Genomic DNA, 21,974 nt, shown 5'->3' with positions numbered 1-21,974 from the left:
GGTTATCCAAGATTAAAAAATTGCGTTTGAACCTATAAACTCTAACAAATTTTTTGAGTTAAAGAGAAAGATCAGTTGGAACAGTTTAATTTTATTCAGAATATTCGAGATTGGGCCGATCAGTACCCATGGCTGGAAATGTTATCTTCACTGAGTATTGTGATTTTACTGGCCATTCTTGCCAATGTGTTTGCCAAACAGATTGTTGTACGTGGCATCCGTCAACTGATTTCCAAAATGCCCTTTGCCAATAATCAGATTTTTGCTGAACATAATGTGATTCGCCGGATTTCCAATATTGTTCCGGCAATCGTGATCATGAACGGGATTACCACTGTCCCGCATTTATCCGATAAAGTACAAACTTTTGTACAAATGGGTGCTCAGGCGTTTATTTTCCTGACCATTGCTCTGGCACTCGGTGAGTTACTAAATATCTTTAACCTGATTTATCAGCGTAATCCCAAGTCACGCAACAAGCCGATTAAAGGTTATTTACAGCTGGTCAAGCTGATCATCTTCATTGTTTGTGGCTTGATGATTTTAGGCACTTTCCTGAAAAAAGATGTATTCACCTTACTTGCCGGTTTTGGTGCGATGGCTGCTGTCCTGATGCTGGTCTTTCAAAATACGATTCTGTCACTGGTCGCTTCGGTTCAGATTTCATCTTATGACATGGTACGTATTGGTGACTGGATTGAAATGCCGACCCTAAACGCCGATGGTGATGTCATTGATATGTCATTACACACAGTGACTGTGCAGAACTTTGACAAAACAGTGACCACGATTCCGACCAATAAACTGGTGACTGATACCTTTAAAAACTGGCGCGGCATGCAGGAAGCGGGTGCCCGCCGGATCAAACGTTCAATTCATATTGACCAAACCAGCGTGCATTTCATGACGGCTGAAGAACAGAACAAACTGAAAAATTTTATCCTGCTGGATCAATATCTGAATACCAAATCAGAAGAACTAGAGAAGTTTAACCAGCAGCTCCAGCACCATTCACAATACAACCAGCGCCGTCTGACCAATTTAGGCACGTTCCGCGCTTATCTGGAATTTTATCTGCAACAGCATCCCGGTATTGCCAAAAATTTCTCGTTAATGGTGCGTCAGTTACAACCGACTAGCGAAGGCTTGCCACTGGAAATTTATGCTTTCACCAATACGACGGTTTGGGCAGAGTATGAAAATATCCAGTCAGATATCATGGACCATATTCTGGCGATTATTCCGGAATTTGGATTGAAGGTGTATCAGGCGCCTTCTGGAAGTGATTTTAAGGAATCTTTTAACGCGAGTTCTTCATCTCCGATTATCACTTAAACTAATCTCTCAACTTAAGCCCGAAATAATCTCTTATTTCGGGCTTTTTATTCAGTATTTAAAATGAATTCAATCTCTTATTTTTGGTCTTCATATTATTTGGTATAAATCTGGTATGAGTTTTTGCTCTGCAACCTAAAGTTTGATTTGGTTAAACATTTGTGGCAATTTCACTCAAATTCAGACTTAAAAAGCAGAATCCTTTATAATTTTCGCAAAGAAAATACATGATAAGAGTACGTGAATGTTTCGATGGCTTGAACGGCTGGTAGATCCCTATCCCACCAAAAACCTGAATCAACCTTTACCCACCAGGTTTTTTCCCTTTGTCTGGCAAGCAGCCTATGGGGTACGCCGTTATTTACTGATTCTGGTGCTATGTACCGCGGGTGCAGCCAGTTTTGAGGCCTTACTGTATTCAAAAATTGGCGATCTGGTGAACTGGTTGAGTCAAAGTCAGCCAGAAACTTTTTTAGATCAACATGCCAGCAACCTGACCTTATTAAGTATTATCTTGCTGGCTAATATCCTGTTTGCCAGTGCCCAGTCCCTGATCAAGCATCAGATTTTATATAGTAATTTCCCGATGCGTCTGCGTTGGCGCTTCCATAATTTATTGCTCAAACAGAGTTTGGACTTCTTCCATAATGACTTCGCCGGACGTTTATCCGCCAAAGTCATGCAAACGGCGCTAGCGATCCGGGAATTCTGGGTCATTTTGGGCGATATGTTGGCCTATGTGCTGATTTACTTCGTCACAATTAATATTGTTTTGGGTGCCATTTCACCCTTACTTATTTTGCCGCTTATGGTCTGGCTATTACTGTTTATCTGTGCTGCCTGCTATTTCATTCCAAGATTAAGCAAGATTTCATCCTTACAAGCGGATGCACGTGCAGTCATGACCGGACGTGTGACTGATGCCTATACCAATATTCAAACCGTAAAACTGTTTGCGCATGCAGGTCGCGAAAGTCAGTATGCCAAATCCTCCATGCAGGAATTTATGGTTACGGTGTATAAACAGATGCGTCTGGGCGCTCAATACGAAATCAGCATTCTGATGCTGAGTGTTGTGCTATATGCAGGTGTGCTGGGAACTGCGATCTGGCTCTGGATGCAAGGTCAGGCGCAGCTAGGGATTATTGCAGCCACCACAGCGATGGTGTTAAAGCTCAATAGTATTGCCGAGTTTATGATGTGGCAGACCTCTGTCCTGTTTGAAAATGTCGGTACTATTCAGGACGGGATGAAAACTCTAGGTCGTCGAATCAATATTCAAGACAAAGAAGATGCGAAAGAACTGCAACTGAAACACGGTGAGATTAAATTCGATAAAGTCACTTTTGCCTATAATGAAAAACCGGTCATTGACCAGTTTAATCTGACCATTCGTCCGGGTGAAAAAATCGGCATCGTAGGTCGTTCCGGTGCCGGTAAATCAACTCTGATTCAATTGTTACTGCATTTCTATCATCTGAATCAGGGCCGTATTCTGATTGATGGCCAGGATATTGCCGATGTCACTCAGGACAGTCTGCGTAAAAATATTGCGCTGGTCACTCAGGATACGTCTTTGCTGCATCGTACCGTTGCTGAAAATATTAAATACGGTCGTCCAGGTGCGACTGATGAAGAAATGTTTGAAGCTGTACGCAAGGCCAAAGCAGAAGAATTCATTCCGAATCTGACTGATTTGCGTGGCCGTAGAGGCTATGACGCCTATGTAGGTGAACGTGGCGTGAAGCTTTCTGGTGGACAGCGCCAACGTATTGCCATTTCCCGGGTATTCCTGAAAGATGCACCGATTCTGATTCTGGATGAAGCCACCAGTGCGCTGGATTCCGAGGTCGAAGCGGCTATTCAGAATAGTCTGGATGACTTGATGCAAGGTAAAACGGTTATTGCCATTGCACATCGTCTTTCTACCATTGCCCAGATGGACCGTCTGATTGTAATGGATCAAGGTAAAATTGCTGAGCAAGGTACGCATGATGAACTGGTGGCCATAAACGGGATCTATGCGCAGTTATGGCAGCGTCAAACCGGTGGGTTTTTGGTACAACAACATGTCAAATCTGACAGCTTGCATGAAGCATAATTGTTCTCTATTCAGTAGTAGCTAAGCTCTACAACAGAAACTGAAGCATTCTATTTGAGTCACTTGAATAGTAATGCTTTGGTTTGCTTTTATGGGAATATCAACTATTCCACAGGCATTTTTAAATTCCAGATTACTCAAAAAACAGCCCTATTCTGAATTAATAGAAATCTGTAGCCTTAAAATTAAATACCTAAAATATCTCTGGTTTACATTGATTTCCAACTTTAAATTAGGCTACTCTGCTTGAAGTCGATTGAAATTTTCTTGTGGAAATAGCCGCAGCTTTGTCCAACAATTTTTATCAAGAAAATGGTTTTTTCATACCAATATGAAGTGAAAATAAAAAAAATTGAATGAGTGCAACGGATCGCGCATGAAAATAATAGCTCCACGCCAAGACCAAGGTATTCCAGGTGTATACGGTCTCTTGCTTCTCGATGTCATTTCCCGCTGGGGGTATAATAATGAGTCGCTTTTTAAACCTTTTGGCCTGACCAGTGAACAGTTGGCAGATCCTGATTACCGTATTCCGACACCAGTGGCCAATGAACTGGTCAAGCATGCCCTGAAACTCACTGGTGAACCGACATTGGGTTATCACTTAGGTACCCAGATGCGGATTTCGATTCATGGCTTTATCGGTTATGCCATCATGACGGCGAATAATATTACCGAAGCTCTGGTGCTGGCGAACCGATTCATTCAGTTACGTTTACCCTTCCTGCAGTTATTTTTCTCGACCTTTGGCGCTAAGGCAACGGTACAGCTGCAAACTGATATTCAGCTTGAACCGCTTCGTACAGAAATTTCGATTGCCCTGATGATTGGTCTGATCAGTATGGCTAAGGCTATTACAGGGGTTAACGATGCAACCGGAGAAATTGACTTTGATTTCAAAAAGCCGGAAGGTTTTGAGCGCTTTATGGCAAAATTTCCTACGCATCAGTTCCGTTTTGAACAGCCCCATTTAATTTTAAGCTTTGATAAAAGTTACCTGATGAACAAGCTGGTACATGCTGATCCAATTGCCAGCCAGATTGCGATTAACCAGTGTGAAGCCGAATTATCTGCTTTAGGTGAACGGCACCGGATTGCCATGCGGGTACGGGATATTCTGACTCATTCCGAACAGCATTATCTGAGTATTGAAAGCGTAGCTGAACGCCTGCACATGTCAGATCGAACCTTAAAGCGTCAGTTGGCCGCTGAAGGTACTTCTTTCTCTACGCTGGTGGATGAAGTGCGCTACCGGCATGCCACTTCCTTATTATCCCGTACAGACTTTACTCTGGAGCAGATCGCTGATGAACTTGGCTATAGTGATGTGGCCAATTTTAGTCGGGCGTTTAAGCGCTGGAGTGGTCGTAGCCCGAGCAACTGGCGTAAAGATCCTTATTTATAAGCAAGGATAAACCTTTTGTTTTGGCCAAAAAGAATGTATAAAACATATCAAAAATGATCTTAAGATTTTTAAGGAGTTATCAATGAATCATCCTGCAGAATTAAAGTACGCAAGTACACATGAATGGGTGCGCATTGAGGGTGATCTTGTTGTGACCGGTATTTCCGACCATGCACAGGATGCGTTAGGTGATCTGGTCTATGTAGAAGCACCAGATCTTGATTCACATATTACTGCGGGCGAACAAGCCGGTGTCGTTGAATCTGTCAAAACGGCTTCCGATATTCATGCACCGGTGTCTGGTGTAGTGGTTGAAATCAATCCTGATCTTGAAGATGATCCTGATTTTATTAATGACGACCCATATGGCAAAGGTTGGATCTATAAAATCAAACCGGACAATATGGCAGATGTTGAAAAGCTGCTTTCCAATACAAAATATGAAGCTGGTCTCTAAGCCGGTTTAAATTTAGAAAATCAGCCTTCGGGCTGATTTTTTTATTAAAGATCAATCGCCGCATTTCCTAGTTCAAATTAAATTTCATGTATTTATCATGAAATATCATTGTATTTTTCACTTATTTTTCCTAAAGTCTTGATCATATTCACTTCGCTCCTGAATAGGTCGCGCTTATTTATAACAATAATTTCCCATGCTGAGCCCAGCGTCTTACAGCATATCATTTTAGGAAAATCATGAACGCCAATGCAGCGCCATTATGGACCAAGTCATTTATCCTTTGTCTGGCCAATAACCTGTTTTTATTTATTTTCTATTTTGCACAAACTACAATTTTACCAATTTATATCCTGAAAGAATTAGGCGGAAACTTAGCCCAAGCTGGTCTGGCCATGACTTTGTTTATGATTTCAGCGATTGCGGTACGTCCATTTAGCGGCTTAATTATTGAAAAATTGGGTATCCGTAAAACCCTGATTGTTTCTGGAATCTTTTTCAGTCTATTTTCCCTAGCCTATTTGCTTGCCGATAAGCTGACGACCTTATTTATCATCCTTTTTTTGCATGGGATCTGGTTTAGTATTTTGACTACAGTCTGTGTCCCTGTAGTAAATCAGTTTATTCCAGAACAGCGTAAAGGCGAAGGCATGGGCTATTACGTCATGTCAGTCAATCTGTATTGTTCTAGGACCATTGATTGGCTTAAGTCTGATTGAATACTGGTCTTATTTTCAGATCACAACGCTGCTTATTGCATTAGTTTTTATCGGATTTGCTTTCTGCTTAATGATTCCGGTCAAAGAGCCTGAGCACATCATTCAAACTATTCCTGAGAAAAAAGGACTGGCGTTGTCTGATGTTGTAGAAAAGAAAGCATTGCCTGTTGCTGTTCTGGCAGCTCTGATTTCTTTCTCTTATGCCAGCATCATGTCTTTTATTGCACCTTTTGCTGCCAGTAAAAACCTGATGGCTTATGCCAGTTTATTCTTTGTCGTATTCGCCATTTCCATGATGAGTTTACGTCCGATTACCGGAAAAATTTACGATCGCAAAGGTCCACAATATGTGATTTATCCTGCGCTATTAGTATTTAGTTTAGGACTTTTTTTACTCAGTCAGATTCAGACGTTGTGGGGATTCCTGCTGGCTGCGGTATTGATTGGTGTCGGTTTTGGTAGCGCACAACCTTGCATCCAGACACTGGCCATTCAACGTGCACCGAAACACCGAATTGGTTATGCGACTTCGACCTTTTATACCTTTTATGATGTAGGAATTGCGGTCGGCTCGCTCCTGATTGGGGTGCTTATTGCGACTTATATTTATCAGTTCGCCTTTATTCTCTGTAGTTTACTCACCCTATGCAGTATTGTTTACTTTAAATTGGTCGTTCAAGTTAAGACTGCCTAATACAAGTTAATGTCTAAATATAATAAAAAACAGGCAGATGAACTGCCTGTTTTAATTCTGACACGAGGATGTATTTATTCAGATGCTGAAGTATTTTCTTGTTCTTTTTCTTCAGCTTTCGGTTCTTGCATCATCGTGAATTGTGTTGCTTCTCCGGCAGCAGGATTATCTTGGCGGTTGCTTTTCAGCTTGATCTGTAAACGTAATTCATTAGTCGAATCGGCATTACGCAATGCTTCCTCATAAGAAATCTCACCCTCGTTATACAGGTCAAATAAGGCCTGATCGAAAGTCTGCATGCCCAATTCACGAGATTTGCCCATAATAGCTTTCAGCTCATGAAACTCACCTTTTAAAATCAGATCAGAAATCAAAGGTGTATTTAACATGATTTCAATCGCAGCCCGACGGCCTTTCCCATCCTGAGTACGAATCAGACGCTGGGAAATAATTGCCTTCATATTCGAAGATAGATCCATCAATAACTGATTACGGCGTTCTTCCGGGAAGAAGTTAATAATCCGGTCCAAAGTCTGGTTAGCATTATTGGAATGCAGTGTGCCCAGACATAAATGTCCGGTTTCGGCGAAGGCAATTGCGTGTTCCATGGTTTCAGTATCGCGAATCTCACCAATCAGAATCACATCAGGTGCCTGACGCAAGGTATTTTTCAACGCATTGTGCCAGGAATGGCAATCTACCCCGACTTCACGGTGAGTAATCATAGATTTCTTGTGCTTATGCACATATTCCACTGGGTCTTCCACGGTAATAATATGCCCTGCAGAATTTTCATTGCGGTAGTCGATCATCGCTGCCAAAGAGGTCGATTTACCTGAACCTGTTCCTCCCACAACCAGTACCAGACCACGTTTTTCCATAATCACGTGTTTCAATGATTCTGGTAATTTCAGTTTCTGAAAATTTGGAATTTCTGCCGTAATGGTCCGGATCACCATCCCAACCTGAAGCTGTTGTACGAAAACATTTACCCGGAAGCGCGATACACCCGGCACGGTAATCGCGAAGTTACATTCTAGTTCGGCTTCAAACTCTTGACTCTGTTTGTCATTCATCAAGCTATAGGCAAACAGTTTGGTTTTTTCAGCAGTTAGCGTCTGTTGTCCAAAAGGCTTCATTAAGCCCTGATGTTTGATACTTGGTGGAAAATCTGCGGTAATAAATAAGTCTGAGCCCCCATATTCCACTACTTTGGTCAGCATGTGATGCATGAATTTTTTTGCTTCGTCCAACAGTTCTGCCGTGAACATTTTCTTCCCCTGGAAATACACAATTACATGAATTTAAATGCTTGATTCATGCCAATATCATTTGATTTTTATTGTGCAGCGTTTTTTTAAAAGCCTCAAATAGATTTGATTTATAAAGAAAATATTCTTAAATAATTATGTGATTCAGTTCAATAAAATATCAACTAAGTTGACATATTTTGGTTTTTAAAACCATTTTACTTTAAAAGAATATTACTATGAAAAAGATCATATTCAGAATAAATGCAAGACAGTGAAACTGAATTCACCAGACAAGTAAGGATAAAATTAAAAATTTAGATAGGTGGCCGAAAGCTGCCTGTCTTAAAAGCCACCATTAAAGAAGATTTATGACTCATTGTATTGAGCTGAATAGTAGTCTGTTTATTAAAAAAAAGATTAATCAGTAGAAAGTGCACGCGATCTGGACTGTTCCAGAAGTGAAATCTGTGCATTTTCTGCCTGTAAAACAGGATTAATACGGCTGCTCTTCAGCTTGATTTGCAAACGTAATTCATTGCTGGAGTCTGCATTACGCAAGGCTTCTTCATAAGAAATAATGCGTTGGTTATATAAATCAAATAATGCCTGATCAAAGGTTTGCATGCCCAGTTCCCACGAACGAGCCATAATCGTTTTAAGCTCATAGAATTCACCTTTACGAATCAGGTCAGAAACTAAAGGTGTATTTTACAGAATTTCTACCGCAGCCCGACGACCTTTACCATCTTCAGTACGAATTAGGCGCTGAGAAATCACGGCTTTGATATTGGCTGATAAATCTAGCAATAGCTGATTACGGCGTTCTTCCGGGAAGAAGTTAATAATCCGGTCCAGTGCCTGATCGGCATTATTGGAATGAAGTGTGGTAAGACATAAATGGCCGGATTCAGCAAAGGCAATTGCATGTTCCATACTGTCTGTATCGCGGATTTCACCATTCACGATGACGTCAGGTGCCTGCCGCATGGTATTAATCAGTGCATTGTGCCAGGAAACACAATCCACACCAATTTCCCGCTGGGTAATCATCGATTTTTTATGCTGATAGACATATTCCACCGGATCTTCGATTGTAATAATATGCCCTTCAGTATGCGTATTACGGTAATCAATCATAGCTACTAATGTAGTCGATTTTCCGACACCCGTTGCGCCGACTACCAGCACCAGACCACGTTTCTGCATGATGACCTGTTGCAATGAAGCCGTTAAGCCTAGTTGCTCAAAGCTTGGAATATCTGTCGTAATGATCCTAATCGCCATACCTACATTGTGCTGTTGCTGGAAGACATTAACCCGGAAACGAGACACTTTCGGGATGCTAATACTAAAATTGCATTCCATCACCGATTCAAATTCCTGAATCTGTCGCTCGTTCATCAAGGCATAAGCAAACAAACGGGTCTTATCGGCTGTGAATTTCTGCTGGCCAAACGGTTTCATTAACCCCTGCTGTTTGATACTGGGCGGGAAATCAGCTGTGCTAAAAAGATCGGAACCACCATATTCAACGACTTTGGTCAGCATATGGTGCATAAATTTACGTGCTTCATCGAGCAATTCAGTAGTATACATAGCAAGATTCCTGGGATCATGACTCATCCGCTGTATAAAAACAGTGTCAGACTGATCTCTAATAAGTTATTGTTATTGTTTATTTTTTAAATTAATTATTTTTTATTCAATTTTTAAAATCGTTTTAATAATCATTGTTTTAATTTTCAAAATATCGAATAGTTTTCTTGAGTGTCCAAATATACACTTCTTAATACCCATATTCGATCATAATATCTTTCCCCAACGAATTGAGGAAAGACAAGACCGTCAGTTTAAGCGCTACGCTTTAAACTTTCGCATCGCAGTGAATCTGCCATATTTAACAATAATTGCTCGGTTTTTGTCCAGCCCAGACATCCATCAGTCACTGACTGGCCGTAAACCATATCTTCTGAGATTTTCTGGTTGCCATCGACCAGATGACTTTCGAGCATTACACCACGTACATTGTTGTGCAAACGTTCAGCAACGATCTGCTCCAGCACTTTAGATTGTAGCATTGGGTTTTTTGAACTATTGCCATGACTGCAATCAATAACCAGGGCCGGCAAATCGATTGAGTGTTTTGCTTTAATCTTTTCAATTTCAGACAACTGGTAGTTCGGACCACTATTTGAACCACGCAGGATCAAATGTGCTTTTGGATTACCTTGTGAGTTCAGGATACATGGCAAACCCGATTGACTCATCCCCAGGAACTGATGGGGGTTGGAAGCTGACTGAATGGCATCAAGAGCAATTTGAATCGAACCATCTGTCCCATTTTTGAAACCGATGCTGTACGGCATATGGCTGGAAATTTCACGGTGAATTTGTGATTCACTTGTACGCGCGCCAATCGCGCCCCAGGTCAATAGATCATCAAAATACGCCGTTGCCATTGGACTTAAGATCTCTGAGGCAATCGGCAGGCCCATGCCAATCAGTTTTAGGTACAGTGCACGAGATTTTTCCAGACCCAATTGCATATTGGATGAGCCATCGAGTTCTGGGTCATACAGGAAGCCTTTCCAGCCGACAGTAGTCCGTGGTTTTTCAATATAAGCCCGCATAACCAGGAAAATTTGATCTGAGACCTGTTCCTGAAGCTGTTTTAATTTTTCTGCATATTCCAGTGCGGAAGCTTCATCATGAATGGAACATGGTCCGGTAATCACCATTAAACGGTGATCTTTACCCTCTAAAATATTTTGAATAATTTGACGCTGTTCAGCGACTTGTACAGCCAATTGCGGAGACAGTGGCAATCGCTGCTTAAGCTGCTGTGGCAAAGCTAAAATGGTTTCTGTTTGATGTTGTTGTGATGTATTTGCAATATTCATGACTTTAAATCCTGGGACTGGCAATCAGTCCAAACTTTTATTTGAGCGTTATGGGTCTAATCGAAGATGTCGAAAGCGTCATTAGCTGGCTAAAGTAAGACCAATAAAAGTTGCTAAAGTATGAATAGTTAAAGTTTGTCATGTCTGTCTCCAAAAACTGTTAAATCACATGCATAAAAAAACCTGATCAGGGTTGCCGATCAGGTATTAACTGGTGGGCAACCTTTTTATTGCCCAAACGCATTCAGGCAATTATCTAAACTGCCAAAAATAAAAATAAGCGTTTGAAATGATAGGTTGCTTTAACATGTTTATGTCTTTCATAAAAATGTGAATCTGAAATTAAAATACGCGCTCTATCCAGTTTTGACAAGTAGTAAGTATAAAAAAATATTTATCAGTATTTGTACTTTTACTTATCGCCCTAGAATTCTAGCCTTTCAGTGATCAATTTTCAGATATTAATAATGAACAAAGTCGTGGAAGTCAGCGGACTTTGCCCATTTCCTTAAAACCAAGAGCATATTGGATCTTGGTTTTGGCATTTGCAATTAACGGGTTACGCGATTCCATGCATCACGTACTGCAAATTTTGCCTGTTCCCAGTTCAGACGTGACTGGCCTTTTACTTGCTCCCATTTTACTTTCAGATCGCTTTCTACGTCTTCAAAACGGGTATTAGCATCATATGCCCCACGGTTTTCATAACCGACACGATAGGCCGCATCATAGTCACGATCGTAATCTAAATCGCTATACGTGGTACGGGCATCTGAATAATAAGGGGTTTCAACGGCATTATCTCGCCAGAATGCTGCTTCTTCAGTCGGGTTCACAGCTTCGCCTACGCCTTTACCTGCCAGACCACCGACCACTGCCCCAACAACACCGCCTACTGCTGCACCGACCGGACCGCCTGCTGCACCGACCGCTGCACCTGCCGCTGCGCCACCTGCAGCACCAACACCTGTACCCACAGGATGAGCACCAGGTTCACCAGTAATTGGATCAGCATTTAAATCATCGCGGACATCTTTAGGCGCATTCTTAATTACATCACGATCAAAATTATCATTCGACATAGAGCTTATCCTTATTCTTTAAAATGGTTTTATCACGTATTTTCATACGTCCTATTTAATATAAGCATCTGGCATGTAATGACATTAGCAGGCGTGTGTTGTTTCAGTGACTCTCTGTGAGGCTTTCATGCACTAATGTATCTTGAATCAAGTGAAAGCCGTATAAAAAAGACCGGATTGGTACCGGTCTTTTTTAGATTAAAACAGCTTAGTCAAAATGAATGACTGTACGGATTGATTTACCTTCATGCATCAGGTCAAAAGCTTCATTGATCTGATCTAATGGCATCGTATGTGTCACAAATGGTTCTAATTGAATTTCGCCTTTCATGGCCTGCTCAACCATGCCCGGTAATTGAGAACGGCCCTTAACACCACCAAATGCCGTACCCATCCATTTACGGCCTGTGACTAGCTGGAATGGACGAGTCGAGATTTCTTTACCTGCACCTGCTACGCCAATAATCACAGACTGACCCCAACCGCGATGCGCACATTCTAGTGCTGAACGCATCACATCTACATTACCGATACATTCGAATGAATGGTCTACACCCCAACCGGTCATTTCAACAATCACTTGCTGGATCGGCTGATCATAGTCTTTAGGATTAAGGAAATCGGTCGCACCAAACTGTTTTGCCGGCTCAACTGTTTTGCCGGCTCAAATTTATCCGGATTGGTATCAATCACAATGATACGGCCTGCTTTAGCCTGACGTGCGCCTTGTACCACAGCAAGACCAATACCGCCTAAACCAAATACCGCAACACTGTCACCTTCCTACACTTTAGCCGTGTTATGTACCGCGCCAATACCTGTAGTCACGCCACAGCCCAATAAACACACTTGCTCATGGTTAGCTTCAGGGTTAATTTTCGCCAGAGAAACTTCTGCAACGACTGTATATTCAGAGAACGTTGAACAGCCCATATAATGATAAATTGGCTGGCCATTATAAGAAAAACGGGTAGTTCCATCTGGCATTACACCTTTACCCTGAGTCGCACGAACCGCTACACACAGGTTGGTCTTACCCGATTTACAGAACAGGCATTCACCACATTCTGCTGTGTAAAGTGGAATCACATGATCACCCGGTTTCAGACTCGTTACGCCTTCACCTACCTCAACGACCACACCCGCACCTTCGTGGCCTAAAATTGCTGGAAATACGACTTCCGGATCATCACCAGACAAGGTAAATGCATCGGTATGACATACGCCAGTATGGCTAATTTTTACCAGTACTTCACCTGCTTTTGGTGGAGCAACATCTACTTCCACAATTTCTAATGGCTGACCTGGGCCAAATGCAACCGCTGCACGTGATTTCATGTAAAACAATCCTTTTATTACTGATTTACAGATGGTTAACAGTAACCTCTTTCTATTCGGAGATTCAACCATTAACATCACTAGTTGAGGAATAAAACCCCTATAACAAATGGAACATCAATGACTAAGCCCTCGTCAATTACATGTTTAAGTATTTTTGTTTTTAGCCTGACTATTTCTGGCTGTGAATTAGCTCCCAATACAGCAAAAGAAGAAGCTATTACTCCCGTACAATCGGCCCACTGGATTAGAGAGGAACAGCTACCACAGATTCAGGAAGGTAAAACGGCTTATCTGCCTTTATATGATGGTTTTATGAGTATGGCGGCAAGGTTATATCTGATCAATCAGGCCAAATACCATCTCGACCTGCAATATTACATCTGGAAAGATGACTATATTGGCAACATGATTCTCTCCCAATTATTAAAAGCCGCTGATCGAGGCGTGAAGGTTCGGGTTCAGATTGATGACCAGAACGGAACTCAACTGGATGATAAGCTGCTGGCCTTAGCTCAGCATCCTAATTTCGAAGTCAGATTATTTAATCCTTATAAATTCCGTTATTTGCGTGCCCTAGATTACGGATTCCGTATGAAATATGTTAATCCGCGCATGCATAATAAACTGATTATTGCGGATGGTACGGCAGCGGTCACAGGTGGTCGGAATATCAGTAGTGAATATTTTGATGCCAGTGAAGACTTTCAGTTTAGCGATGTTGATATTTTCTTTGCCGGAAAACCAGCACACGATGCAAATCAGACCTTTATCAAATTCTGGAACGATGATCTAAGCTATGACATCCGACAAGTTCTAAATGATTCAGGTAATCCACAACTTTTAAAACGGTTGAGAACAGAATTTAAAGAAGATGAAGTCGATAAAAATGAACTAAGACGTCGAGTCGGTATTGCGGAACAGCAGATTGATGAACAGCTGAGAAAGCGCCCGATTAAATGGGGAAATGCCTATTTTGTTGCCGATGCCCCTTCCAAGGTCCGTCGTAGCGCCCAGAATGGTGATTATATTTATACTCATATGTTGGAACTTATGGGTGAGCCCGAAGACCATCTGGAACTGGTTTCTTCTTATTTCATTCCTACTCAGGAAGGTGCGGATTATTTAAGTAAACGTGCCCAACAGGGTGTCAAAATCAGAATTTTAACCAATTCGTTCCAGGCAAATGATGTTGCTTTGGTTCATGCCTATTATCAGCAATACCGTAAACAGCTCCTCAAAAATGGAATTGAACTCTGGGAATTTAAACCCTATATTGAACGACCAAAACGGACCTGGTATGAAATTATGACCGGTAATATTATTCCGGCCAAAAATAAGAACAGTTCCAGTCTACATGCCAAATTCTTTGATCTGGATGGCATGGTATTTATTGGTTCCTTTAACTTCGATCCACGTTCTGCATATTTAAACACTGAAGTCGGTCTGGTGATTGAATCTGATCAGCTCCAAGATGAAATTACCAAGTCCTTAAACCAGTATTTACCCAGAATGGCTTATCAACTTAAGTTAAATAAACAGGGCGAGATCATTTGGCTGGAACATCAAAAAAATGGTTCAGTGATTCAGCATAATCATGACCCTGAAACAACACAATTCCAGCGTTATATGATGAATCTGGTGACAAAATTCCCGGGAGAATGGTTAATGTAATGACAGATACATTGCAATCAAATTACATTTAGTGTGGTTTTTCCTTAATTGATAGTTGGCTTTAGATATTTTAGATCTTTATTGGTAATAAGCTGAACAATATAAAATTGACTAAATCTCTAAATCGAGTTTTTCTACTTATATTTTTCAGCTTATTTCTTATACATTAATCAGATCAATGCTGACAAAGGTTTTACCTATTCCGTTGATTGCTCTAGAATTACACTTTTCCAGTATTTTGCGAATTTTCGCTTTCCACTCCCATGCAATTTTTTGATTTAAGCCGCCAGTTTAAATTCAGTGATATTCTCACCCCTGTTAAGACCTTGCAGGATCTGTCTCACCAAGAATGGTTTTTAGCCAAAGTACGGGTTGAACATGATTGCCTGTCTGATTCGGACTTAGTCGAAGGTCAGGTCGTACTTAAATCTAATCAGAATATCCAGGTCGAACTGGAATGGCTGATTCAGGATACCGGTTATGAATTACAGGTGCTATTTAAAGGTGTTGAAACCGAAGCTTCTGAAGAAACGCTGGTGATAGTTAAAGGCACGCAACTGGTCGATGAACAACAGCAACTGATTTCTGCACAGGCTTTAAGTTTATGGATTGACGGGACATTACTTCCAATGTTACCAAATATTCGCAAGGAAATTAAAGCGCGCTTAAACCTATGGGATTATGTGGAATATGATAGTTAATTCATTTTTCCATTTCTAAAATTTAAAAGAGCCATATCGGCTCTTTTTGTTCATAGGAAATTTATTTCTTATTTTTAATTGGTTAAATTGCCTTTGCCTGAATATTTTTATGGCAATGCCTATTTTAGAAATGCAGATTAAGCTTGATTAAAATAATAAAGAGAAAACATCATGATTTCCCCTTCTGAATGGCAAAATATCCGTCAGGTAGTTGCTAATGCACAGCGTGCAGCAATGTATTGTTCGATCGGAACTGTCTTCCTGGATCAGCAGTCTAATACAGGTTTCTTTTTTGATACCTACTCCACCACCTTCTCTGAAAATTTACAGCATCAGCCACTTGCATGCATTCAAGCTGTGAATAGCAGCAAACTTTTCTGGTTAAGTTCCATGTTTAAAGGAAAATTTAAGCATTATCCCGGTGTACGTTTATATGCAGAAATTGGCTATTTACGTTCTGCTACAGCGGAAGAAATTGAAAAAGTCGAATCTCGTATCTCTACATTAAATGGAGTAAAGGTAGCAAACTGATCTGGTCCAGTTTTCATCATGTGCGGGATATTAAAGTTAAGGATTATCGCTGGGTCGAATATCCTAATATGCCGATAGAAAATATTTAAACACTTTCTAAAAGTAAGTTTATTTCATAAATATACTTAAAATTTATATTTATTCATAACTCAAATTAGACCGACATGCTCGAACATCATCCGGTAACTATCTGCTTTCTTTTCCAGAGCCAAAGGATAAGCCCGGGATGAAGACGGCATCCGGTATAAATACAGCTCACGACCAATAAAATGTGCTTGGGTAGGTTCGCCTATACTTGGTTTCAACGTACCTTCAGGCATAGATAGCATCAGAGTATCTGTAGCCTTGTCGCCTGTGGTCATGATGTGGTTGCAGTCTGGCATTTTCCCTAATAGATCCTGCAAATTGGTTGGCACTATAATTTCCAGAAATTTATCGGAAGCATTTCCCTTCAGGCGTCGAATCTGATAAGCACTGTCAAAAATCGCAACCCCCGTTTCAGTTAGAAACTCACGGATTAGATGTTCCTGAAATTTTTTATTGGGTAAGTCCAAAAAGTAATCTTTATTTTTAAAGAAAATTAATCCAAATATCCGCCACATATCATTTTGGTAATTCGGATAATAAAAATTCATTTTCCAGCGCGTTGCGGGTGGCGGAAAACTGCCCAACATCAGTAATTTGGCATTGGGCGGTAAAAATGGCGGTAATGGATGGGTTTCAATATCCGACATAAACTGTTCCAGATTCAGGCATTTCAGTTATTTTAGAATGCCTGACGGATCTTGCTAGCAACTTCTTGTCCCCAAAGTGTATAAACTTCCTTACTTGGATGAAATCCATCTTGGGCCATTTGTAAATTCATGGCACGATATTTTTCAATATCGTATTCAATCCATTGCATGTTCCTCTGCTTATTCACAAATTTTTCCAGCTGCTGGTTCATGTGTTTAGCATATTGACCAAATAACCAGGCTAAAGGATTCGGTAAAGCCGGGAACATGTTCATTGGAGGAACACCGGCTGCAATCACCAGTTTTGGATTAAACTTTTGCTGGATTTTGCTATAAAACTGTTCCTGCTTCTTGATCCAGACATCGGCAGGCATGAGTTTAGTCACATCATTCACGCCGACTGAAGTCACGACCACATCATAGGATTTAGCTTCAATCTGGTCTAAAGTACGAATGACTTTTGAGGTGGTATTGCCTGTTTTTGCCTGCAACTTCCATTCAATTTCAAAGTCATTTTTTAGCTCATTCAGAATCGCGCCGAGTAAGGCATCATCCTGATGATCTACGCCCACGCCTGCTGCAGCTGAATCACCTACAATCAGTAATGAAAGTTTTTTTCCTGTTCCTGTTTGCCCTTCACGTGCACCTTCTGGTTCTGGAAGTTTTATCGTATTTTTTTTGACACGGTTACCCTGAATTATGAGCGCGGGAATTAAGGCGATAGTGGCAGCTTTGAGCAACATAATGGACTAATTTATATAAAGATATGATTGATTTTACTGCAATTTATGGATTACGAGTAATACCTCAGCAGTCATTTTTAATGAATATTCACGTAACTTAGAATTTTGTCCGTACATTGCTTTCTAATATTTGTATATAAAATTTTTACTTAACGAGTAGATTAAAAAATTAAAAAATCCCGCCATTTAGCGAGATTTTTTTTAATGTAGCTGATCTATCAAACTTTATAATCATTCCAGCGGTTCATGCGCTTGAAAGTTCCGATATCATTAAAGCGTACACCCACTTCTTTCATGACTTTATGCGCCGTTTTAGAGGTCAACTGACGTATATAAAAGGGTTCTTTGACCACAAAATGATGGATCGCATGAGTTGAACCGAAATTACAGCAAAATAACTGGAATGGTACCATCCACCATGGATTCAGTACCTGAGTCTGCTTGATGACATCGCGTGGATCAATATCACCATAATAATGCATATTGGAGCTAACGAATTGCAGGCTAAAAGAACGGATAAAATTCGGAATGATCCAAATTACTGCCAAGAAATTCACGAGCGGCATAGCTTCGATGATACTTTCCGACCAAAGCATTTCATAACCAAAGATTGGTGCAACAGCATTGCCTACATGAAAAATTACAAATAAATAGCACAGACCATAATAAATCATGCTTAATGGCAAGAAGCCCAAGAGCTGAGAAATCATTGCAACTTTACGTTCTTTTTCAGGTTGTTTTTCCATAAAAAGATGAATCATCTTAAACATCTGAAATGGGCGTAAATAGACCGACATCAACTGGTCACTTATCACTAGTATGCGGCGAATCCCCCATGGCATACCATTACTGATGCCACGTTCTTCAAGATCATATTCAGTGCCTGAATATTTATGGTGATGCAAATGCATGCGTCGGCGAGCCCATGGACTAATTGTATTTGGACGAGCCAGCCACACTAAAGCCAACATTAAATGATGTGCCCAAGGCGTTTTTTTAAAATACATATAATGAATCAGGTCATGTTCCAATTCATGTGTCAGTGAAGCAAAAATTGCAATCAATGGAATGGTGAACCATGCCGAAAGATGACCATATCCATATGCCAATGCGCATGCGATCATCCCCGTCCAGGCAAAACCTAAAATACTCGCACCAATAAAATTCTGATGTTTGAGTATAGGATAACGGGTACGTATTTCTTCCCCGGCCTGTGTAACGATATTTCTGACCTTAGAGATTCGCTGTTGGTCAGTCATATCCGAAGATGTAGACATATGGACAACCTTTGATTTCTAAACAGTTGTACATTAAAGGAATTTATAAAAAAGAGAAGTTATCTTTCTACTTTCGCAGCGAGTATGTCCAAGTTTTGGGCAGTTTTAGTAATTTTTTTAAGATCAACAATAAAGCAGAAAAATAAGGAGATATTTTCTATAAAATTTATCGTCTAAAAATTCTTTTCTTAAAAATTTAATTATCTCTATTCTGATAAAATTTTTATTTTTATATAGAAATAAAATTTATTCATCATCAAAGTGTTAATGACTTTTAGGGATTTAACCAAACATCCTAATAATTTATAACGCCTTTAAATCCGATACCAGAATTATCCAACCTACTTTTATCCAAATTTTTAAATACTAAAAATTAAAAAAGCCCCTGATGGAGCTTTTTTGAATTGAAGTTTTAACCTAATTTATTGACTAATTTTAGCGGTAATACTTTCATTGCCAAACCGAGTGGCAACCAAGGCCACTTCGGTACATAAGCTTTGACTGGCGCTTTTTCAATTTCTTCTGCCAATAGACGTGAACCCGTTTTCTCATCCACTTCAAACGGTAATTTTTTCGCGCCTTCATTGATTTCAGTACGAATATAGCCTGGGAAAATGGTCGTAACTTTAATTGGTGTATCAATTAGCTCAGCACGAATGCCTTCAGCCAGATGTGCAACCCCTGCCTTACTTGCGCCATAAGCGGTCAAGTGTTTTGGCATACCACGCATTGCGCTCATCGATGAAATCATCACCAGATGACCGGAGTTTTGTGCGCGGAAAATTTCCACTGCAGCTTCACATTGTGCCAATGCAGAAATAAAGTTGGTTTCGACAGTGGCTTTATTGATTGCAAAATTACCTTTACCAATCCGGCGGCCTTCACCTACACCGGCATTGACAATAATCCGGTCAATGGTGCCAAAGTCTTCTTTAAAGGCACGGAAAACCTCAAAAACCTGATCATAATTGGTCACATCCAGTGTTTTGGCAATGACTTTAATATCATATTGGCTTTCGAGTTCCTGCTTCAAAGTTTCCAAACGTTCCAGACGACGTGCACAAATCGCCAGGTTATACCCTTTTTTTGCAAATTCACGTGCCATACCGGCACCAATCCCTGAACTTGCACCAGTAATTAAAATCGTTTTAGCCATATTTTTACCCTATCCCTTTATTTTTTTCTAAGGTGTTTTATCTTCAAAAATTTTTAAATCCAGGTTAGCAGGTCTGGACGTTGTGCTTTAATAAAATGATGTTCATTCAAGCTGAGTAGCTGGGGTTCATTTCCGACCAGACGTAATGTAGTAATGCTGGTATTAGTAATTGCCCAGTTTAAAGCGAAAGTTTTCTCTGGACTCAGACCCAGGATTTTGCCTACCGCGACAGAGATGACACCACCCGAGGTATACACGATTGCATAGCGCGGCTTAGTTTGCGCAAGCTGGTCACATAAATTTTGCAAACCGGTTTCTACACGGCTTTTAAAATTGGGCCAGGATTCATCATATTCGTGGTGATAATCATCACAGATCCATCGAGCAATCGCTCCACTAAAGATCTTGCTCAGATAATCCCGTGGATTAGCATGTTCTGAGACATCCTGCTTCAGCAGTTCTGGCTGATTAAAACGCGGTTCATAACGGGCAAAGACCTGCTGATGATTAAACTCATTCCAGGCACTATCGGTCAAAATCTCGCTTTCAGGAAAACATTCATCTAGAGATAACTGCGCCGTTTGTTGATGACGTTGCATAGAACCAGCCACTACATACGGTGCTTCTTTCAGAATTTCATCAAAATAACGACCGAGCAATTTTGCCTGTAGTTCCCCATTTGGCGAAAGCTGATCATAACTGGCTGCCCCGAAAGATGCCTGCCCATGCCGGATCAAGTAAATGGTGGTCATTTTGGCATTAACTCTTTAAATTTCAGGATATATTTTTGTGCAATGTCATTGGCTTCAAGCTTTTGTAGACCAATCAGTTTTAATGCACGGATATGCAAGGCATGAATCACTACCCAAAAATCCTTAAAGGCCGGATTGTTGGTTTGTTTGTGGTAATAACGGTAATAGATCTGCTGAGCAATCACTGAGAGACGGAAAATCCCAAACACTTCATAGAATGTCCAGTTTTCCGGTTGCAGACCGGTTTTCTCCAGATAGTAATCCACCACTTCTTTACGGGTAAACATACCTTTTAAATTGGTGGGCTGACGACGTGTTGCTTTAAAAATGGCATTGTCCGTATCTTCTACCCAATAAGCCAAGGCAGAACCCAAGTCCATCAGCGGATCACCTAGGGTGGCCATTTCCCAGTCCAGCACCCCAATAACTTCAGTTGGGTTTTCTGGATCTAAAATGACATTATCAAAACGCCAGTCATTGTGAATAACACAGGTTTTAGAATCAGATGGAATATTATCTTTCAGCCAGTTACGCACGTATTTAAAAGATGGAACATTTAATGTTTTGGCTTTTTCGTAACGTGCATCCCAGCCTTCTACCTGACGACGGCAATAGCCTTCACCTTTGCCTAACTTTTCCAGTTCTGTACCAGTGTAAGGAACTTGGTGTAGTTCGATCAGCTTATCAATCACATTAATACATAGAGTTTTGATATCTGGTTCAGTCAGTTGTAATTCAGGCGGCAGCTTGGCACGCGGAATAATACCTTCAATGCGTTTCATCACATAAAAATTACAGCCAATGACTGATTCATCCTGACAAAGTGCCACCATTTCAGGTACGACTGGATAGTGTTCAGCCAAAGCTTTTTGTACATGATATTCACGTGCCATGTCATGCGCAGATTTAGCTTTAGTCCCTTGAGGCGGACGACGTAGAATCAAATCGGCATTGGCATATTGCAAACGATAAGTCCAGTTTGAAGCTCCACCGGAATATTGAGTAAGCTCTAAAGGACCTTCTACATTTACTCCTTGTTGAGTTAACCAATCTGTGATGGCCTGTACATCCAGTTCCTCACCTTCACGAACTGATCCACCTACATCAATGACCGCCATAATT

General features: G+C 40.7%; 15 protein-coding genes and 4 pseudogenes. 8 read left to right on the top strand and 11 right to left on the bottom strand.

Annotated elements, in window-relative coordinates:
• The first annotated feature begins 75 nt into the window (after positions 1-75).
• The 5 genes and pseudogenes from B3Q46_RS10860 to B3Q46_RS10840 all read left to right on the top strand — a co-directional run bounded on the left by B3Q46_RS10860 (position 76) and on the right by B3Q46_RS10840 (position 6,711).
• Complete coding sequence (locus B3Q46_RS10860) at positions 76-1,335, top strand: mechanosensitive ion channel family protein (protein WP_004785585.1); 1,260 nt, start codon at positions 76-78, stop codon at positions 1,333-1,335.
• A 244-nt stretch (positions 1,336-1,579) separates the two neighbouring features.
• Entirely contained in the window at positions 1,580-3,436 is a 1,857-nt protein-coding gene (locus tag B3Q46_RS10855) for an ABC transporter ATP-binding protein (RefSeq protein ID WP_286715385.1), read from the top strand.
• A gap of 376 nt (positions 3,437-3,812) precedes the next feature.
• On the top strand, positions 3,813-4,841 hold the full coding sequence (locus B3Q46_RS10850) for an AraC family transcriptional regulator (RefSeq protein ID WP_004785579.1): 1,029 nt from the start codon (positions 3,813-3,815) through the stop codon (positions 4,839-4,841).
• 82 nt (positions 4,842-4,923) lie between these two features.
• The gene (gene gcvH, locus B3Q46_RS10845; protein ID WP_286715380.1) at positions 4,924-5,298 is read left to right on the top strand and encodes a glycine cleavage system protein GcvH; all 375 of its coding nucleotides are present in this window, start codon (positions 4,924-4,926) and stop codon (positions 5,296-5,298) included.
• 239 nt (positions 5,299-5,537) lie between these two features.
• Positions 5,538-6,711 (top strand): annotated as a pseudogene (locus B3Q46_RS10840) (MFS transporter).
• Between the two features lie 74 nt (positions 6,712-6,785).
• Here the strand turns inward: B3Q46_RS10840 and B3Q46_RS10835 are convergent.
• The 5 genes and pseudogenes from B3Q46_RS10835 to B3Q46_RS10815 all read right to left on the bottom strand — a co-directional run bounded on the left by B3Q46_RS10835 (position 6,786) and on the right by B3Q46_RS10815 (position 13,284).
• The gene (locus B3Q46_RS10835; protein WP_004785573.1) at positions 6,786-7,982 is read right to left on the bottom strand and encodes a PilT/PilU family type 4a pilus ATPase; all 1,197 of its coding nucleotides are present in this window, start codon (positions 7,980-7,982) and stop codon (positions 6,786-6,788) included.
• A 399-nt stretch (positions 7,983-8,381) separates the two neighbouring features.
• Positions 8,382-9,560: pseudogene (locus B3Q46_RS10830) on the bottom strand (PilT/PilU family type 4a pilus ATPase).
• Between the two features lie 254 nt (positions 9,561-9,814).
• Positions 9,815-10,864, bottom strand: coding sequence for a 3-deoxy-7-phosphoheptulonate synthase (locus B3Q46_RS10825; protein ID WP_004785567.1), 1,050 nt, complete (start codon positions 10,862-10,864; stop codon positions 9,815-9,817).
• Between the two features lie 551 nt (positions 10,865-11,415).
• Positions 11,416-11,946 carry a hypothetical protein gene (locus B3Q46_RS10820; protein ID WP_004785566.1) on the bottom strand — a complete coding sequence of 177 codons (531 nt, stop codon included), beginning with the start codon at positions 11,944-11,946 and terminating at the stop codon, positions 11,416-11,418.
• Between the two features lie 208 nt (positions 11,947-12,154).
• Positions 12,155-13,284 (bottom strand): annotated as a pseudogene (locus B3Q46_RS10815) (S-(hydroxymethyl)glutathione dehydrogenase/class III alcohol dehydrogenase).
• Positions 13,285-13,404: 120 nt separating this feature from the next.
• Here B3Q46_RS10815 and B3Q46_RS10810 point away from each other — a divergent pair.
• From B3Q46_RS10810 to B3Q46_RS10800, 3 genes and pseudogenes are all read left to right on the top strand, one after another.
• Complete coding sequence (locus tag B3Q46_RS10810) at positions 13,405-14,958, top strand: phospholipase D family protein (protein ID WP_004785561.1); 1,554 nt, start codon at positions 13,405-13,407, stop codon at positions 14,956-14,958.
• Positions 14,959-15,221: 263 nt separating this feature from the next.
• Positions 15,222-15,659: a hypothetical protein gene (locus B3Q46_RS10805; protein ID WP_004785558.1), complete on the top strand. Its 438-nt coding sequence runs from the start codon at positions 15,222-15,224 to the stop codon at positions 15,657-15,659.
• Positions 15,660-15,830: 171 nt separating this feature from the next.
• Positions 15,831-16,279, top strand: a pseudogene (locus tag B3Q46_RS10800) (pyridoxamine 5'-phosphate oxidase family protein).
• Positions 16,280-16,339: 60 nt separating this feature from the next.
• Here B3Q46_RS10800 and B3Q46_RS10795 read toward each other — a convergent pair.
• The 6 genes from B3Q46_RS10795 to B3Q46_RS10770 form a co-directional block, all read right to left on the bottom strand.
• A complete protein-coding gene (locus B3Q46_RS10795) occupies positions 16,340-16,924 on the bottom strand; it encodes a uracil-DNA glycosylase family protein (RefSeq protein ID WP_004785554.1) in 585 nt (194 codons plus the stop codon).
• A 32-nt stretch (positions 16,925-16,956) separates the two neighbouring features.
• Positions 16,957-17,667: an SGNH/GDSL hydrolase family protein gene (locus B3Q46_RS10790; RefSeq protein ID WP_004785551.1), complete on the bottom strand. Its 711-nt coding sequence runs from the start codon at positions 17,665-17,667 to the stop codon at positions 16,957-16,959.
• A 218-nt stretch (positions 17,668-17,885) separates the two neighbouring features.
• On the bottom strand, positions 17,886-18,944 hold the full coding sequence (locus B3Q46_RS10785) for a fatty acid desaturase (protein ID WP_004785550.1): 1,059 nt from the start codon (positions 18,942-18,944) through the stop codon (positions 17,886-17,888).
• 412 nt (positions 18,945-19,356) lie between these two features.
• Positions 19,357-20,100 carry an SDR family oxidoreductase gene (locus B3Q46_RS10780; RefSeq protein ID WP_004785546.1) on the bottom strand — a complete coding sequence of 248 codons (744 nt, stop codon included), beginning with the start codon at positions 20,098-20,100 and terminating at the stop codon, positions 19,357-19,359.
• A 53-nt stretch (positions 20,101-20,153) separates the two neighbouring features.
• The gene (locus B3Q46_RS10775) at positions 20,154-20,852 is read right to left on the bottom strand and encodes a histidine phosphatase family protein (protein ID WP_004785545.1); all 699 of its coding nucleotides are present in this window, start codon (positions 20,850-20,852) and stop codon (positions 20,154-20,156) included.
• Complete coding sequence (locus tag B3Q46_RS10770) at positions 20,849-21,970, bottom strand: phosphotransferase family protein (RefSeq protein WP_004785543.1); 1,122 nt, start codon at positions 21,968-21,970, stop codon at positions 20,849-20,851. Before B3Q46_RS10770 ends, B3Q46_RS10775 begins: the two co-directional genes overlap by 4 nt.
• Between the last annotated feature and the right edge of the window lie 4 nt (positions 21,971-21,974).

The organism is Acinetobacter sp. UBA2581 (genome assembly GCF_002339435.1).
Lineage (GTDB): Bacteria > Pseudomonadota > Gammaproteobacteria > Pseudomonadales > Moraxellaceae > Acinetobacter > Acinetobacter variabilis.
Note: the sequence above shows the minus strand (reverse complement) of the source record. Positions and strands in the feature narration are given on the sequence as shown.

Excerpts from the sequence above, each read along its gene's own strand:
- B3Q46_RS10855 (WP_286715385.1), top strand. The coding sequence starts at position 1,580 with ATGTTTCGATGGCTTGAACGGCTGGTAGATCCCTATCCCACCAAAAAC.
- B3Q46_RS10850 (WP_004785579.1), top strand. The coding sequence starts at position 3,813 with ATGAAAATAATAGCTCCACGCCAAGACCAAGGTATTCCAGGTGTATAC.
- gcvH (WP_286715380.1), top strand. The coding sequence starts at position 4,924 with ATGAATCATCCTGCAGAATTAAAGTACGCAAGTACACATGAATGGGTG.
- B3Q46_RS10835 (WP_004785573.1), bottom strand. The coding sequence starts at position 7,982 with ATGTTCACGGCAGAACTGTTGGACGAAGCAAAAAAATTCATGCATCAC.
- B3Q46_RS10825 (WP_004785567.1), bottom strand. The coding sequence starts at position 10,864 with ATGAATATTGCAAATACATCACAACAACATCAAACAGAAACCATTTTA.
- B3Q46_RS10820 (WP_004785566.1), bottom strand. The coding sequence starts at position 11,946 with ATGTCGAATGATAATTTTGATCGTGATGTAATTAAGAATGCGCCTAAA.
- B3Q46_RS10810 (WP_004785561.1), top strand. The coding sequence starts at position 13,405 with ATGACTAAGCCCTCGTCAATTACATGTTTAAGTATTTTTGTTTTTAGC.
- B3Q46_RS10805 (WP_004785558.1), top strand. The coding sequence starts at position 15,222 with ATGCAATTTTTTGATTTAAGCCGCCAGTTTAAATTCAGTGATATTCTC.
- B3Q46_RS10795 (WP_004785554.1), bottom strand. The coding sequence starts at position 16,924 with ATGTCGGATATTGAAACCCATCCATTACCGCCATTTTTACCGCCCAAT.
- B3Q46_RS10790 (WP_004785551.1), bottom strand. The coding sequence starts at position 17,667 with ATGTTGCTCAAAGCTGCCACTATCGCCTTAATTCCCGCGCTCATAATT.
- B3Q46_RS10785 (WP_004785550.1), bottom strand. The coding sequence starts at position 18,944 with ATGTCTACATCTTCGGATATGACTGACCAACAGCGAATCTCTAAGGTC.
- B3Q46_RS10780 (WP_004785546.1), bottom strand. The coding sequence starts at position 20,100 with ATGGCTAAAACGATTTTAATTACTGGTGCAAGTTCAGGGATTGGTGCC.
- B3Q46_RS10775 (WP_004785545.1), bottom strand. The coding sequence starts at position 20,852 with ATGACCACCATTTACTTGATCCGGCATGGGCAGGCATCTTTCGGGGCA.
- B3Q46_RS10770 (WP_004785543.1), bottom strand. The coding sequence starts at position 21,970 with ATGGCGGTCATTGATGTAGGTGGATCAGTTCGTGAAGGTGAGGAACTG.